This is a genomic window from Microbacterium aurantiacum (assembly GCF_031625015.1).
Classification (GTDB): Bacteria; Actinomycetota; Actinomycetes; order Actinomycetales; family Microbacteriaceae; genus Microbacterium; species Microbacterium aurantiacum.
Window position 1 is genome coordinate 1,670,797 of record NZ_JAHWXH010000001.1, and the last position, 14,555, is coordinate 1,685,351.

At 68.5% G+C, this 14,555-nt stretch carries 17 protein-coding genes and 1 pseudogene; 12 read left to right on the top strand and 6 right to left on the bottom strand.

The window, feature by feature from the left end:
- Positions 1-29: 29 nt before the first annotated feature.
- Together KZC50_RS07765 and KZC50_RS07770 are read right to left on the bottom strand one after the other, a co-directional pair.
- On the bottom strand, positions 30-383 hold the full coding sequence (locus tag KZC50_RS07765) for a hypothetical protein (RefSeq protein ID WP_310891256.1): 354 nt from the start codon (positions 381-383) through the stop codon (positions 30-32).
- Between the two features lie 310 nt (positions 384-693).
- Positions 694-1,704: pseudogene (locus KZC50_RS07770) on the bottom strand (IS256 family transposase); the annotation flags it as partial.
- A 41-nt stretch (positions 1,705-1,745) separates the two neighbouring features.
- On the opposite strand from KZC50_RS07770, the gene KZC50_RS07775 reads away from it, so the two are divergent.
- Positions 1,746-2,681: a potassium channel family protein gene (locus KZC50_RS07775; RefSeq protein ID WP_310891257.1), complete on the top strand. Its 936-nt coding sequence runs from the start codon at positions 1,746-1,748 to the stop codon at positions 2,679-2,681.
- Positions 2,682-2,702: 21 nt separating this feature from the next.
- Here KZC50_RS07775 and KZC50_RS07780 read toward each other — a convergent pair whose 3' ends face one another.
- Together KZC50_RS07780 and KZC50_RS07785 are read right to left on the bottom strand one after the other, a co-directional pair.
- Positions 2,703-3,374 carry a potassium channel family protein gene (locus KZC50_RS07780; RefSeq protein WP_053548177.1) on the bottom strand — a complete coding sequence of 224 codons (672 nt, stop codon included), beginning with the start codon at positions 3,372-3,374 and terminating at the stop codon, positions 2,703-2,705.
- Complete coding sequence (locus tag KZC50_RS07785) at positions 3,367-4,806, bottom strand: TrkH family potassium uptake protein (RefSeq protein ID WP_053548176.1); 1,440 nt, start codon at positions 4,804-4,806, stop codon at positions 3,367-3,369. Before KZC50_RS07785 ends, KZC50_RS07780 begins: the two co-directional genes overlap by 8 nt.
- A 69-nt stretch (positions 4,807-4,875) precedes the next feature.
- Between KZC50_RS07785 and KZC50_RS07790 the strand changes: the two genes are divergently transcribed.
- The 5 genes from KZC50_RS07790 (at position 4,876) to KZC50_RS07810 (ending at position 6,413) form a co-directional block, all read left to right on the top strand.
- A complete protein-coding gene (locus KZC50_RS07790; protein ID WP_053548175.1) occupies positions 4,876-5,283 on the top strand; it encodes an ArsR/SmtB family transcription factor in 408 nt (135 codons plus the stop codon).
- 99 nt (positions 5,284-5,382) lie between these two features.
- On the top strand, positions 5,383-5,574 hold the full coding sequence (locus KZC50_RS07795; RefSeq protein WP_053548174.1) for a helix-turn-helix domain-containing protein: 192 nt from the start codon (positions 5,383-5,385) through the stop codon (positions 5,572-5,574).
- 82 nt (positions 5,575-5,656) lie between these two features.
- Positions 5,657-5,755, top strand: coding sequence for a 30S ribosomal protein bS22 (locus tag KZC50_RS07800; protein WP_003792170.1), 99 nt, complete (start codon positions 5,657-5,659; stop codon positions 5,753-5,755).
- A 113-nt stretch (positions 5,756-5,868) separates the two neighbouring features.
- A complete protein-coding gene (locus tag KZC50_RS07805; RefSeq protein WP_310891258.1) occupies positions 5,869-6,165 on the top strand; it encodes a rhodanese-like domain-containing protein in 297 nt (98 codons plus the stop codon).
- Positions 6,162-6,413, top strand: a complete 252-nt coding sequence (locus KZC50_RS07810; protein WP_236967409.1) for a glutaredoxin family protein — start codon at positions 6,162-6,164, stop codon at positions 6,411-6,413. The genes KZC50_RS07805 and KZC50_RS07810 overlap by 4 nt, the downstream gene beginning before the upstream one ends.
- Before the next feature lie 123 nt (positions 6,414-6,536).
- On the opposite strand, the gene aspS is transcribed toward KZC50_RS07810, so the two are convergent.
- Positions 6,537-7,877, bottom strand: coding sequence for an aspartate--tRNA(Asn) ligase (aspS, locus tag KZC50_RS07815; protein ID WP_053548168.1), 1,341 nt, complete (start codon positions 7,875-7,877; stop codon positions 6,537-6,539).
- 68 nt (positions 7,878-7,945) lie between these two features.
- Between aspS and KZC50_RS07820 the strand changes: the two genes are divergently transcribed.
- The 6 genes from KZC50_RS07820 to ccsB are packed head-to-tail and all read left to right on the top strand — an operon-like array spanning position 7,946 to position 13,855.
- Positions 7,946-8,956, top strand: a complete 1,011-nt coding sequence (locus KZC50_RS07820; RefSeq protein WP_310891259.1) for a DUF368 domain-containing protein — start codon at positions 7,946-7,948, stop codon at positions 8,954-8,956.
- Between the two features lie 9 nt (positions 8,957-8,965).
- Positions 8,966-9,595: a histidine phosphatase family protein gene (locus KZC50_RS07825; RefSeq protein WP_310891260.1), complete on the top strand. Its 630-nt coding sequence runs from the start codon at positions 8,966-8,968 to the stop codon at positions 9,593-9,595.
- The gene (locus KZC50_RS07830) at positions 9,595-10,200 is read left to right on the top strand and encodes a TlpA family protein disulfide reductase (RefSeq protein WP_053548166.1); all 606 of its coding nucleotides are present in this window, start codon (positions 9,595-9,597) and stop codon (positions 10,198-10,200) included. Before KZC50_RS07825 ends, KZC50_RS07830 begins: the two co-directional genes overlap by 1 nt.
- Positions 10,197-11,030, top strand: coding sequence for a cytochrome c biogenesis CcdA family protein (locus KZC50_RS07835; RefSeq protein WP_310891261.1), 834 nt, complete (start codon positions 10,197-10,199; stop codon positions 11,028-11,030). The genes KZC50_RS07830 and KZC50_RS07835 overlap by 4 nt, the downstream gene beginning before the upstream one ends.
- Positions 11,011-12,762: a cytochrome c biogenesis protein ResB gene (gene resB / locus KZC50_RS07840; protein ID WP_375294571.1), complete on the top strand. Its 1,752-nt coding sequence runs from the start codon at positions 11,011-11,013 to the stop codon at positions 12,760-12,762. The genes KZC50_RS07835 and resB overlap by 20 nt, the downstream gene beginning before the upstream one ends.
- 10 nt (positions 12,763-12,772) lie before the next feature.
- Positions 12,773-13,855: a c-type cytochrome biogenesis protein CcsB gene (gene ccsB, locus KZC50_RS07845; protein ID WP_310891262.1), complete on the top strand. Its 1,083-nt coding sequence runs from the start codon at positions 12,773-12,775 to the stop codon at positions 13,853-13,855.
- On the opposite strand, the gene KZC50_RS07850 is transcribed toward ccsB, so the two are convergent.
- A complete protein-coding gene (locus KZC50_RS07850; protein WP_310891263.1) occupies positions 13,848-14,492 on the bottom strand; it encodes a class I SAM-dependent methyltransferase in 645 nt (214 codons plus the stop codon). The two genes, ccsB and KZC50_RS07850, sit on opposite strands and share 8 nt — an antisense overlap.
- Positions 14,493-14,555 lie beyond the last annotated feature (63 nt).

Consider the following 14,555-nt stretch of genomic DNA (forward strand, 5'->3'; position numbering starts at 1 on the left):
CCGTTCCAGGCGTCTGGCAGTGAAATCCTTCAGCGGTGAAGAGGACGCAGCTGTTCATCGGTGATCGGAAACGAAATCGAGTACTGCAACTGAGTGTCTCTCATGTCACCCCAGTCGTCCTTCTTCACACGAATCGCGTCAGGAGAGACCTCAGCTATTCGGACTCGAAGCCACGATCCGTCGTGCAATCGCAGTTCATGCGGGTCGGCCAGATAGCTGAGACCGATCCCGTCGAGTGTTTCTTCGGCGATCAGCCAGTCGACGACATGAGTCCGTCGCCGCCCAAGAAGGTCGATCGCGATGAATCCGTCTTCCGCGGGCTTCATCCATCCCAGTCGCTCGCCGTCGTCAGAGCGTCGATGCTCGATCCAGTCAGCTTCCATGAAGTCGAGGTTACCGACTCGCCCCGGGGCGCCCGGTAGGGGACGGCTCACCGGACGGCCGAGCGCTCTTTGAAGAGGAGCGCAAGCACCAACACGCCAATTGCGAGGAGCGTCGCGACCGCTGCGGAGCCTGACCCGCTTTTCCGGACACCTGAGTTGAGGCGATGATCGTCTCGGAAGGAGTCCGTGAGATGCCTGCTGCCCACCCGCCGGAGTTCCGACGTCGAGCCCTGGATCTGGTCGCCCAGGGAAGGGTGACGTCCCGCTGTGTGGTGGATTTTCTCAACACCGTGCGGGTCAGCTGTTGTGATTATGCCGCGGTCAGTTCTGGGATCGCCACCTCCTCCTCGGTGGTGTCGAGGAGTTTCATGGAGTGCTCGCTGAAGTATCGGCGGTCGGCGCCGTCCCATTCGTCGTGTTGCTCGATGAGGACGTGTCCGGCCAGGCGCAGCAGTGCGGCCGGGTTCGGGAAGGTCCCGACGACGTCGGTGCGGCGCTTGATCTCCTTGTTCACTCGTTCCAGCGGGTTCGTGGACCAGATCTGACGCCAGTGCTGGAACGGGAATTGGCAGAACGCCAGCAGGTCGTCCTGGGCGTCGTTGAGCATGTCCGCGACCTTCGGGTGTGACCTGCCGAGCATGCGAGAGACCTCGTGGAACTGGGCGAACACGTGCTCGGTGTCGGGTTGGGCGAAGATCGTGCGGATGATCGACGCGACCATCGGCCCGGCGGTTTTCGGGACGTTCGCGAGGACGTTGCGCATGAAGTGAACCCGACAGCGCTGCCAGGACGAGCCGTGGAAGACCGTCTCGATCGCGGCGATCAGGCCTGTGTGAGCGTCGGAGATCACCAGCTTCACCCCGCCCAGACCGCGTGCTTTCAACGAGCGCAGGAACGCGGTCCAAAACGGTTGCGATTCGGTGTCTCCGACCTCGAATCCCAAGACTTCTCGCCGCCCGTCGGCGGCGACGCCGACCGCGACGACCACCGCTTGGGACACCACCCGCCGGCCGACGCGGGCTTTGCAGTAGGTCGCGTCGAGGAACACATACGGGTAGGTGGTGTCCGCGAGCGGGCGGTCCCGGAACGCCGCGACGTCCTCGTCCAGACCCGCGCAGATCCGTGACACTTCGGACTTGGAGATCCCGGTGTCTGCGCCAAGCGCCTTCACGAGGTCGTCGACTTTCCGGGTGGAAACACCGTGTACGTAGGCCTCCATCACGACCGCGAACAGTGCCTGATCGACCCGACGGCGGCGTTCCAACAGCGACGGGAAGAACGACCCCTGCCGCAGCTTCGGGATCCGCAACTCCAAATCCCCGACCCTTCATCCTCATCACCGAGCTCCGCGGCGAGGGTGCCGTGAACATCTTCGGCAAGCGCCTGTCGCGCGCCGTGCACCGCCAGGCGATCGCCGTCGTGCTCATGGCGATGGGAGCCGTCATCGTCGCCACGATCGCGCTCATGCTCGTCACCGGCTACCCCTTCGACCGGGTGCTCTTCGAAGCGGTGTCGGCGTTCGGCACCGTGGGACTTTCGACCGGCATCACCTACGAGTTGCCGCCGGCCGCCGAGGTCATCCTCGCCGCGCTCATGTTCCTCGGTCGGATCGGCCCGCTGTTCTCCGAGAAGTCCCGGCGCATCGCCGAGGCCGACTCGGTCGCCGTGATCGGCCTCGGCCGGTTCGGCAGCGCACTGGCCGAGGAGCTCATGGCCTCCGGCACGGAGGTCCTCGGCATCGACGTGAGCGAAGAGATCGTCCAATCCTTCAACGGTGTCCTGACCCAGGTCGTCCGTGCAGACTCGACGAAGGAGGAGGTGCTGCGCCAGCTCGCCGTCGATCAGTTCGACCGCGTCGTCGTGGCGATCGGCGACGATGTCCAGGCGTCGACCCTCACCGCGTCGGTCCTGCTGCACCTGAACGTCCCGGTCATCTGGGCGAAGGCCATCGGCGAGCAGCACGGGCGCATCCTCGAGCAGCTGGGTGTGCACCACGTGATCTTCCCGGAGAAGGACATGGGGCGCCGCGTGGCGCATCTCGTCCGCGGCGCCGCGATGGATTACCTGGAGGTCGAGCGCGGCTACGCGATGGCGAAGATCTCGCCCCCGCAGGTCATCCGCGGCATCCCGCTCGGACAGACCGGCATCCGGAAGTCCCACGGCATCACCGTCACGGCGTACAAGACCCTTGCGGAGCAGTGGCGAAACGCCGACAACCAGACCGTCGTGAACGAGGGAGACACGATTCTCATCGTCGGCCCCACCGCGCAGGTGGAGGCGTTCGCGCAGCTGCGCTGAGCGCGCGGCGCGGCGTCCGGGTCAGCGGTCGAGGGCGGCGAACCGCTCGATGTCGGAGTTCGTGCCCGACACGATGATGAGGTCGTGGTTGGTGACCACCGTGTTCGCCTCGGCGTAGCGGAACGGCCGCCCCGGGCTCTTCACCCCGACGACGGTGACGTGGTACTTCGTGCGGACGCCGGACTCGTTCAGCCCCACGCCCCGGATGAACTTCGGCGGATACATCTTGGCCAGCACGAAGTCGTCGTCGAAGCGGATGAAGTCCAGCATCCGTCCGCTCACGAGGTGCGCGACGCGCTCGCCCGCCTCGCGCTCGGGATAGATGACGTGGTTCGCGCCGACGCGGGCGAGGATCTTGCCGTGCGACTGCGAGACCGCCTTCGCCCAGATCTGCGGGACCTTGAGGTCGACGAGGTTGGCGGTGATGAGGACGGACGCCTCGATGAGGGATCCGACGGCGACCACCGCGACCTGGAAGTCCTGCGCGCCGATCTGCTTCAGCGCGTCGATGTTGCGTGCGTCGGCCTGGACGGTGTGGGTGACCCGGTCCGACCACTTCTGCACGAGTTCGAGGCTCTCGTCGATCGCGAGGACCTCGCGCTCGAGTCGATCGAGCTCGCCGGCGCACGCGGCGCCGAAGCGCCCCAGTCCGATCACGAGGACGGGGGCGTCGCTTCTGATCCGCTCAACCAACGATGGGCCTCTCCACGGGCAGCGAATACAGCTGCGAACGGCTGGTCGCGGCCACCGCCGCGGCGAGTGTCACTGTACCAATGCGACCCATGAAGATGGTCGCTGCCAGGACGTATTGCGCGGCCTCGGGCGCCGACGCGGTCAGACCCGTCGACAGGCCCACGGTGCCGAAGGCGGAGATGACGTCGAACAGCACATCCGAGACCGGCTCCTGACTGATCTGCGCCACGGTGATCGTCGACAGCGCCACGATCGTGGCGCCCCATGCGACGACGGAGAGGGCGACGCGCTGGACGTCGCTCGGGATGCGGCGGCCGAAGGCCTGCACCGAGGGGCGGCCCTTCGCCTCCGACAGCACCGCGAGGGCGAGGACGGCGAGGGTCGTCACCTTGATGCCGCCGGCGGTGGAGGCCGATCCGCCGCCGACGAACATCAGCATGCTGCCGACGATCAACGACGACCCGTAGAGATCGCCGATCTCGACGACGGAGAATCCGCCGGAACGTGTCATGGCGGAGAGGAAGAATGCCTGGAACGTGGTGTCCCCGGCGTTCATCGAGCCGAAGGTGGCGGGGTTGTTGTACTCGAGGACGAGGAAGGCTGCCGCGCCGGCGAAGAACAGCGCGACGGTCGTGATGAGGGTGAGCTTCGTGTGCAGCGGCCACAGACGGATGTGCCAGACGTTCTTCCACAGGGCGTAGATGACCGGGAAGCCGATGCTGCCGAGGAAGACCCCGGCCATGAGCACCGTGAGGAGGAAGTAGTCGTCGGCGAAGGGGACGAGGCCGCCGGGGTTGGGGGTGAAGCCGGTGTTGGTGAACGCCATCGCCGCGTAGAACGGCGCCTCCCACAGCGCGTCCAAGGGGGCGATTCCGGCGAAGATCAGTGACGGGTAGAGGAGGATCGCGAGGATCAGCTCGATGAGGAGCGTCGACAGCGCGACGGTGCGCAGGAGCTGACCCACCTCGCCCAGGCGCACCGTCTGCCCCTCGTTGACAGGTCCGCCGTGGGTGCGCAGCGGGTTGCTGTCGCTCGCGGCGATGAGCTTCGCGCGGAGTCCGAGACGCTTCGAGATCACGAGGCCGAGGATCGAGGCGAGGGTCAGCACGCCCATGCCGCCGATGTTCACGCCGATGAAGATGAACACCTTCCCCAGGGGGGAGAAGAAGGTCGCGACGTCGACGGTGGTGAGGCCGGTGACGCAGATCGTGGAGACGGCCATGAAGACGGCGTCGACGAGCGGAGCGGACTGACCGGAGGTCGTCGCGGCCGGAAGCGACAGCAGGCCCGTGAAGAGGAGGACCAGCGAGGCGAAGACGAGGACGGCGAAGCGCGAGGGCGACGAGGTCGTGAGATGGCGAAAGTCGTCCCACAGGCCCCGGAGGGTCCGCGGACTCCGGGTGCTGCCGAAGCCCGAGGGATCCTTCGCCATCCACCGCCCCTTCCGACGTTCGGCCGTGCGTCATGGTACTCCGCCCCGGGGCGCGACTACGCTGGTCTCATGGCGGACATCTTCGACGTGATCGCGGACGGCACGCGTCGCGACATCCTGCAGATTCTGCTCGATCGCTCGACCGCGGGTGAGCGCGGGACGAGTGTGTCGCAGATCGTGCACGAGCTCGGCGCGAGCCAGCCGACCGTCTCCAAGCACCTCAAGGTCCTGCGCGAGGCGCACCTCGTCTCGGTTCGCGAAGAGGGGCAGCACCGCTTCTACAGCCTGTCCGCCGGTCCGCTGGACGAGGTCGACGAGTGGCTCGTGCCGTTCCTGGACGACGTCGCCGCCGCCGACGAAGAGACCGTCGCCGGACTCCCGGACTCGGCCGCGCACGCCGCCGACGTGGTCGGTCGGGCAGCGGCATCCGCCAAGCACGCGTGGGAGAACGCGTGGTGGAAGCGGAACGGTCGCTGAGCGACGCTCGCTCTCGCGTCACACGGGTCACGCGTGTTTACACGTGTCCCACCCAGCCCCTAGAGTGTGGTGAACAATCCTGGGGAAAGGGAATCGGTGATGGCGGACATGCCCGACGTGCGCTTCCTCACCGTCGCCGAAGTCGCGGACATCATGCGCGTATCGAAGATGACGGTGTATCGACTCGTCCACTCGGGCGAGTTGCCCGCCGTGCGCTTCGGACGCTCGTACCGCGTGCCCGAGGCTGCGGTCACAGAGGCCTTGCAGCGGCCGATCGCCGACGTCGGCTAGACTGATCCGAGGCATTTTTCCATCTGCCCGTTCCCGGACGTGATCGACACACGTCCAGACCCCTGACTTAGTGAGGTTTCCCGTGGGTTCAGTCATCAAGAAGCGCCGTAAGCGCATGGCGAAGAAGAAGCACCGCAAGCTGCTTCGGAAGACTCGCCACCAGCGTCGCAACAAGAAGTAAGCGGCATCGCACCAAGCGCCCCCGATCGGCATCCGCCATCAGTGGGGCGCTTCGTGTCTGTCGCCTCAGCCTGTTCCTGTCGCCCACGTCCTCTGTCTCTCCGGGAGCACACGATGAAGTCCATCACCGTCCAGCAGCTTCGTGAGCGGGTCGACACCCCGCTCATCGACGTCCGCGAGACCGACGAGTACGCCGCAGGTCATGTCCCCGGCGCGGTCAACCTGCCGATGTCGACGATCGGAGAGCACCTCGACGAACTGCCCGAGGGGCCCTTCGACGTCATCTGCGCGATGGGAGGACGCTCTGCACGCGTCGTCGAGGCGCTCGAAGCGCGGGGGCACGATGTGACCAATGTCGACGGCGGCACCAACGGGTGGGCCGCGGAGGGCTACCCCCTCGACCGCCCGTGACCACGCTCACCCTCATCGGCAAGCCCGACTGCCACCTCTGCGACGTGGCGCGGGAGGTCGTCGAGACCGTCGTGTCCGACCTCGACGAGAACGACATCGAGATCGTCGAGCTCTCGATCCACGACGATCCCGCGCTCTACGCGCAGTGGTGGGAGAAGATCCCCGTCGTGCTCATCGACGACCGCCTCCACGCGCACTGGCGCGTCTCACCGGACCGGCTGCGCGCCGCCCTCGACGTCGCCGACTGACCGGCATCCGCCCGGCGCGGCATCGGTCTCCTCGCGGACGCAGGCGATCCGCCGAAAACAGGACGATCCCCGTCGGAACGTCCTGTTCCGGGGGGATCGCCTGTTCTCGTTCAGCAGCGCGTGTCAGGGAGCGAGGCGCGTCGGCCCGCGGAAGAGGTAGGTGACCTCGCGGATCGAGTCCTGGCCGAGCAGCAGCATCAGCACGCGGGCGAGGCCCATGCCGAATCCACCGTGCGGCGGGGCGCCGTAGCGGAAGAAGTCGAGGTAGAAGTCCAGGTGCTCGGGGTCGAGTCCCTTTTCCTTGGCCTGCTCGATGAGGACGTCCACGCGGTGCTCGCGCTGCGCACCGGTGGTGATCTCGACGCCGTTGAACAGCAGGTCGTACGACTTCGTCAGCCCGGTCTCCTCGTCGCGCATGTGATAGAACGCGCGGATCTCGGGGTGGTAGTCGGTGATGAAGACGAACTGGTGACCGAAGGTTTCCTGGACGTGGGCGGCGATCTGACGCTCGCCTTCGGGGTCGAGGTCGCCGTCGGTACGCGGGATGTCGTATCCGCGAGCCGCGACGATCTCGCGCGCCTCGGCGAGGGGGATGCGGGGGAAGGGGACCTCGGGGACGACGATCTCGAGCCCGAAGAGCTCCTGGATCTCGTCGCCGTGCTTGTCCTTCACCGCGCGGATGGCGGTCTGCAGGAGCTCCTCCTGCATGCGCGCGACGTCCTCGTGGGACTCGACCCAGCTGATCTCGGCGTCGATGGAGGTGAACTCCGTCGCGTGACGCGAGGTGAACGAGGGATCGGCGCGGAAGGCGGGGGCGATCTCGAAGATCTTCCCGAAGCCGGCGACCTGCGCCATCTGCTTGAAGAACTGCGGGCTCTGCGCGAGGTAGGCCGTCTTCTCCTCGAAGTAGGGCACCTCGAACAGCTCGGCGTTGGACTCCGACGGGCTCGCCATGAGCTTGGGGGAGTGCACCTCGATGTAGTCGCGCTCGATCCAGTAGGTGCGCATGGCGTGCTCGAGCGTCGTCTGCACGCGGAAGATGAGGTTGTTGCGGCGCTGGCGCAGGTCGAGGAAGCGCCAGTCCATGCGCTTGTCGAGGCCCGAGTCCGCGGCGATCGGGGTCTCGGGGAGCGCTGCCGCGGCGATGTCGAGCCCGCCGATCTTGATCTCGACGCCGCCGAGCTTCACGCGCTCGTCGTGCTTGAGTTCGCCCTGCACCGTGAGGAAGGTGCCCGTGGCGAGGTTCGAGATGGTGTCGGTGAGGGCCAAAGCCGCGGCATCCTGCTCCGTGCCGTCCTCGGCCGGACGCGTCGCCGGATTGACCAGCTGCACGGCGCCCGTCTCATCGCGCAGGATGACGAACTGCACCTTCTTCTGGTCGCGGACGGTCTCGACCCATCCCGACACGGACACCGGGCCGTCGGCCCGCGACTGCAGCTGCTTGACCAGAACGCGTTCACTCACGAGGCCACAGTCTACGCGGGGGATGCCGCGCGCCGGGTCCGTGCGGATCCAGGCCGTACTCTGGACGCATGACGACGCCTGCCGCGACGCCGCCTCGGACCTCCCCTTCCTTCCTGGTCGCCCTCCCCACTGTTCTGCTGAACGCCCTCCGTGGTGCGCTCATCGGGATGGCGGAGCTGATCCCGGGGATCTCCGGCGGAACCGTCGCCCTCATCACCGGCGTCTACGAGCGCCTCATCGACGCCGCCGCGCACGTCGTGTCGGCGGTGAAGCGCCTGATCTTCGGACCCGACCGGCGCGCGGGATTCCTCGCCGGGATCCGCGCGGTCGACCTGTGGCTCATCATCCCTGTCGTGGGCGGCATGGCGGCGATGGTGCTCACCCTCGCCGGATTCGTCGAAGCCTTCGTCTCCGGCAACGCCGAGCTCTCGCGCGGCCTCTTCTTCGGCCTCGTCGCGGCAAGTATCGTCGTGCCGCTGCAGCTGATCCCGCGCGTCCGGCGCACGCTCGCTTCGCACGCACGCGGCGTCATCGTGTTCGTCGGCGCCGCGTTTCTCGCCTACGCCTCGATCGACTTCGCCGGCGGTTCGCTCATGGTCGACCCCCCGGTCTGGCTGGTGTTCATCGCCGCCGCGATCGCCGTGTGCGCGCTCGTCGTGCCCGGTGTCTCGGGATCCTTCTTCCTCCTCGCGATCGGGCTGTACTCGCCGACGCTCCGCGCTGTCGCCGACCGTGACTGGGGATATCTCGCCGTCTTCGCGCTCGGCGCGATCGTGGGCCTCGTCACGATCGTCCGCGTCATGAAGTGGATGCTGGAGAACTACCGCCGCTTCACGCTGCTCGCGATGGCCGGCCTCATGCTCGGCTCGCTCCGCGCCCTCTGGCCCTGGCAGGCGCTCCCGCCGGGCGAGGACCACGGCGTCGGCGAGCTGGTCGCCCCCTACGATCCGGTCGCCGGTCCCATCCTCCTCGCGCTGGTCGGTGCGGCGGCGGTCGTCGCACTCCTCTTCGTCGAGCGGGGCCTCCAGAAGCGCACGGATGCCGTCCGCTCAGGCGACCCCCAGAACACGCCGACGTAGACTGGACCCGTGCCCGCCGAACGCCTCCATCTCGTACGCCACGGGGAGGTCTTCAATCCCGGGCGAGTGCTCTACGGCCGCCTTCCCGGATTCGGCCTGAGCGAGGACGGACGCCGCATGGCGGCGGATGCCGCGGCCTGGGTGAAGGAACTCGATCGCCCCGTGACGACGCTGGTGTGCTCGCCGCTCCAGCGCACCCGCGAGTCGGCGGAGCCGTTCACCGCGACCTTCGGAATCGACCCGCGCATCGACGAGCGCGTGATCGAGCCGACCAACGTCTTCGAGGGCCGCCGTATGAAGCGGGCGATGATGAACCCGCTGAACTGGCGGCACCTCAGCCGTCCCGCCCTGCCGTCGTGGGGCGAGCCGTACGCGCAGGTCATCTCCCGCATGGACGCGGCGATGACGGATGCCTGGAACGACGCCGACGGCGGCGACGTGGTGATCGTCTCCCACCAGCTGCCGATCTGGATCACCCACCTGTGGGTCGAGGGCGAGCCGCTCCGGCACGATCCGCGGCGGCGTCGCTGCGCGCTGTCGAGCGTGACGAGTTTGGAAGGCGGCCCCGGGCAGTGGGCCGAGGTGTCGTACGCCGAGCCCGCGTCCACCGCGGGCGCGGTCGATGTGGGAGCGGTGTGATGACGACGAACCGGTGGCGGCGGGCGGCGGCATCCGTCCTCGCCCTGACGCTTGCGGCGGGACTCGCCGCGTGCACGAGCGATCCCCTGGCCGAGCAGTACCGCGAGGGTGACAACAAGGGCTTCATCGCCGCCGACGGCTTCCGCGTCGTCGAGATCCCCGAGGCCGAACGGACCAACCCGATCGAGTTCGAGGCGGTGCTCGACAACGGCGAGACCGCGACGAGTGCCGACTACGCGGGCGACGTGCTGGTCGTGAACTTCTGGTACGCCGCCTGCGCGCCGTGCCGGGTCGAGGCCCCCGAGCTCGCCGAGGTGCACGAGAGCTTCCGCGACGACGGCGTCGACTTCCTCGGCGTGAACCTCTACGACGGCGCCGAGGCGTCCCAGGCTTTCGCCGAGACCTACGGCATCGAGTACCCGAGCGCGCTCACCACCGTCGACGGCTCGATCAAGCTCGCATTTGCGGGCGAGACGCCGTTGAACGCGGTTCCGGTCACGCTCGTCCTCGATCGCGACGGTCGGGTCGCTGCGCGCCTCATCGGACAGATCAGCGACGCGTCGATCCTCGAGACCCTCGTCCGCGACACCCGGGACGAAGCGTGAACATCGCCGCAATCGTCGCCGACGGCACGCTGCTGCTCGCGATCCCGATCGCCGTCCTCGCCGGGCTCGTCTCCTTCCTGTCGCCCTGCGTCCTCCCGCTCGTGCCCGGATACCTCGGCTTCCTGGGGGGAGCCGTCGCTCCGCGCCCGCCGGCCCGGGTCGCCGTCGGTGCGGGCCCCGGAGCGACGGATGCCGCGCCCGATGCCGAAGCGGCGGGATCGCCCGGCACGGTCACCCCCGAGCCCGACGGCTCACGCGGGCGGCTCCTGTGGGGCGTGGTGCTCTTCATCGCCGGATTCACGCTGGTCTTCGTCAGCATCGCGATGCTCGGCGGCACGCTCGGACGCTTCCTCATCGAGTACCAGGACGTCACCACCCGCATCCTCGGCGTCGTCATCATCGGTCTCGGCCTCGTCTTCATCGGCGTCTTCGGGATGGCGCAGCGCACACTGCGTCCGCAGGTGCGCGGGGGCGTCGGACTCGCGGGCGCGCCGCTCCTCGGGATCGCGCTCGGCATCGGGTGGACGCCCTGCATCGGGCCGACCCTCGCGGTGATCCTCGGGATGTCATTCGACTCCGGCTCGGTCGCGCGCGGCGCGGTGCTCGGCCTCGCCTACTCGCTCGGCCTCGGTATCCCGTTCGTGCTCCTCGCGCTCGGCTTCGGATGGGCGACGCGCTCGGTGTCGTTCCTCCGCCGCCACATCCGCACCGTGAACCTCCTCGGGGGCGGCCTGCTCATCGTCCTCGGCCTGCTCATGGTGACCGGGGTCTGGACCGCGCTCATGGCGCAGCTACAGGGGGTGTTCCTCAGTGTCCCGCTCCCGATCTGACCTCGACGGGGTCCGCGCCGACGCCGACGCCGATGGTCGTCGCGAGACGCTCGAGGGTCGCCCGTCCGACCACGCCGACAGCGCGGCATCCGACGGCGACGACATCACCCAGCCGCGCCTCGGCGTCATCGGGTGGCTCCGCTGGGGCTGGCGTCAGCTCACGTCGATGCGGACGGCCCTGCTGCTCCTCCTCCTCCTCGCCATCGCCGCGGTCCCGGGTTCGCTCGTCCCGCAGCGCGGGGCCGACCCGAACGGCGTCACGCAGTACTTCGCCGACAACCCGGACCTCGCGCCGATCCTCGACGACCTGAGCCTGTTCGACGTCTACACGTCGCCGTGGTTCTCGGCGATCTACATCCTGCTGTTCATCTCGCTCATCGGCTGCGTCATCCCGCGGACGAAGCACCACTGGAAGGCCCTCCGCTCTCGCCCACCGCGCACGCCCGCGCGCCTGGAGCGTCTGGCGGCGTTCCGGTCCGAGACCATCGAGGTGCCCGAGGGAACGGATGCCGCCGCCCGCGCCGAGGCGGCCGTCGACAGCGCCACGCGCCAGCTGCGGCGCGCGGGCTACCGCGTCGAGCGGTACGACGCGCGGGGGAGTGTGTCGGTCTCGGCCGAGCGCGGCTACCTGCGCGAGACCGGGAACCTCGTGTTCCACGGCGCGCTCGTGTGTGTGCTGATCGCGGTCGGCCTCGGCGGGGGCTTCACCTACACCGGGCAGACGGTGATCATCGAGGGGCGTTCGTTCGTCAACACCCTCCTCGACTACACCTCGTTCAACCCGGGGCGCTTCGTCGATGAGGAGGCGCTCGCCCCCTACGCGCTGACGCTCGACCGCTTCGACGTCACCTACCAGCCGGTCGGCGAGCCGGGGGCCGGCCAGGCCGGCGACTTCGTCGCGAACCTCACCACGGAGCGTCAGGGCGAGGCCGCGCAGCCCGCGGAGGTGCGCGTCAACGAGCCACTCGACATCGACGGCGATCGGATCTACCTCATGGGCAACGGCTATGCGCCGACCATCACGATCCGCGACGGCGAGGGCGATGTCGTCTTCTCCGAGCCGGTGCCGTTCCTGCCGCAGGACAGCTTCATGACCTCGCTCGGGGTCATCAAGGTGCCCGACGGGATGCCGGAGCAGCTCGGCATGGTCGGCTTCTTCTATCCCACCCAGGGTCAGCTGGCCTCGGGGGCCTTCACCTCGATCTACCCGGCGCTGATCAATCCGGTCGTGACGCTCGAGGTGTACGAGGGCGACCTCGGCATCGATGACGGGACCCCTCGCTCGGTCTACACCCTCGACCCATCCGACATGACCCCCATCGCGGGCCGCGACGCCGAGGCGGAGGCGCCGACCCTCGAGCTCGCGCCGGGGCAGACCGCTGAGCTCCCGGGCGGTCGGGGATCGGTCACGTTCGAGTCCGAGGCGCCCGAGGACGCGGTGGGGTACGAGGAGTCCGTCAAGCGGTACGTGTCGCTCTCGATCCACCGGGATGCTGCGGCGACGTGGGTGCTGATCTTCGCGATGCTCGCCACCGGTGGGCTCCTCGCCGCCCTCTTCGTCCCGCGCCGGCGCATGTGGGTGAAGGCGACCGCCGAGGGCGACCGCGTCATCGTGCAGTACGCCGGTCTCGCCCGCGGTGAGGACCCCGGTCTGAACCAGGCCGTGGACCAGTTCGCCGAATCCCACGGGCAGTCCCTCTCCGCCGGAGAGGGTGCTCCGCCCCGCACGTAGACTGGGAACCATGCCCGACGCCCTCGCTCTCGACTCGATCTCGGTGCTCCTCGTGTGGACGGCGATCGCCGTCTACGCCCTGGCCTTCATCGCGTACGCGATCGACCTCGCGCGCCGCTCGGCCGTCGCGATCGAGATGCAGGACGCTCGCGTCCGCGAGAGCGAACGCGAGCGTGAGCTCGTCGGCGCCGGTGTGGCCTCTGCTTCGGCGGGTGCGGCATCCGGTGGCGAGACCCTCGCGCAGGTGCGGGAGAGCCAGCAGGCGGCCGAGAAGGCGCTGAACGCTCCCGTCTCCGCGCGGACCAAGCAGCTCTGGGCGCGTCTCGGGACCGTGCTCACCGTCATCGGCTTCCTCTTCCACCTCGCCGCCACGATCGGGCGCGGGGTGGCGGCGGAGCGCGTGCCGTGGTCGAACATGTACGAGTTCGCCCTCACCGGTACCCTCCTCATCGTTGCGGTGTACCTCACGGTGCTCTTCCGTTTCGACTTGCGCTTCCTCGGTTCCCTCATCACCGGGATGACGGTGCTGCTCCTCGGCGGCGCGACGCTGTCGTTCTACGTCGAGGTCGTGCCTCTCGCCGATCCGCTGAAGAGCGTGTGGCTCGTCATCCACGTCTTCGTCGCCACCCTCGCAACCGCCCTGTTCGCGCTCGCCTTCGGGCTGTCGGTGCTGCAGCTCATGCAGGGTCGGCGCGAGCGTCGCGCGATCGCAGCCGTGGGTGCCGTGGGCTCGGACGGAGCCGTGTCGACCGGGCCCCGCTTCCTCCGGACGCTCCCGAGCGCGGACGCGCTGGAGTCCCTCGCCTACCGGTTCGCGATCGTCGGGTTCATCTTCTGGACCTTTACGCTCATCGCCGGGTCCATCTGGGCGAACGACGCGTGGGGCCGCTACTGGGGCTTCGACACGAAGGAAGTCTGGACCTTCGTCATCTGGGTCCTCTACGCCGGCTACATCCACGCTCGTGCGACCCGCGGCTGGCGCGGCTCGCGGTCGGCGTGGCTGTCGATCATCGGCTTCACCGCGGTGCTGTTCAACTTCACGATCGTGAACATGTTCTTCAAGGGCCTGCACGCGTACTCCGGCCTCAGCTGACCCGCTTCCGCGCCAGCACAACCGCCTGACTGTGCGCCTCGGTCGCCCGTGGGGAGCGGACGAGGCTCGCCTGTATGACGAGGTCGGCAGCCTCCAGGGCCGATGCGACATCCGACGGCGTGTGGAGGTAGGCGGTCAGGTTCACGTCGCGACCGTAGGCCCGTCGCACGGTCCGTTCGCCTGACCCCACCTGGAACGCGACGAGGACGGGCGCGCCCGACGTCGACACCCGTGCGATCTCGCGGAAGACCTCGCTGAGATCCTCCGCGGGGGTGTGGATCACCGAGTACCAGGCCATCACCGCATCGAAGCGGGCATCCGCGAACGGCAGGGCCGCAAGATCTGCGCCCACGAGCTCGACATCCGAGGCGACCCGGGAGGCCTGCTCGAGCATCCCCTCCGAGAGATCGACGCCGACGAGGTGGAGCGACGGGCGCTCGGCGCGGAGGTGGGCCAGAAGTCGGCCCGTGCCGCAGCCGGCGTCGAGCACCGACGCCCCCTCCGGGAGCTCCCGGACGACCTCGGCGATCATGGCGCGATCGAGCGGCGCCTCGTAGGCCAGATCGGGCAGAGCCGCTGCGTACGCCGCCGCGACGGTGTCGTAGGCGATGCGGGTGGCCTCGCGGCGTTCGTCCATCATCGGAGCCTACGGGCGAAACCAAGAGGGGCCCCGGGCATCGCGCCCGGGGCCCCTCTTCGC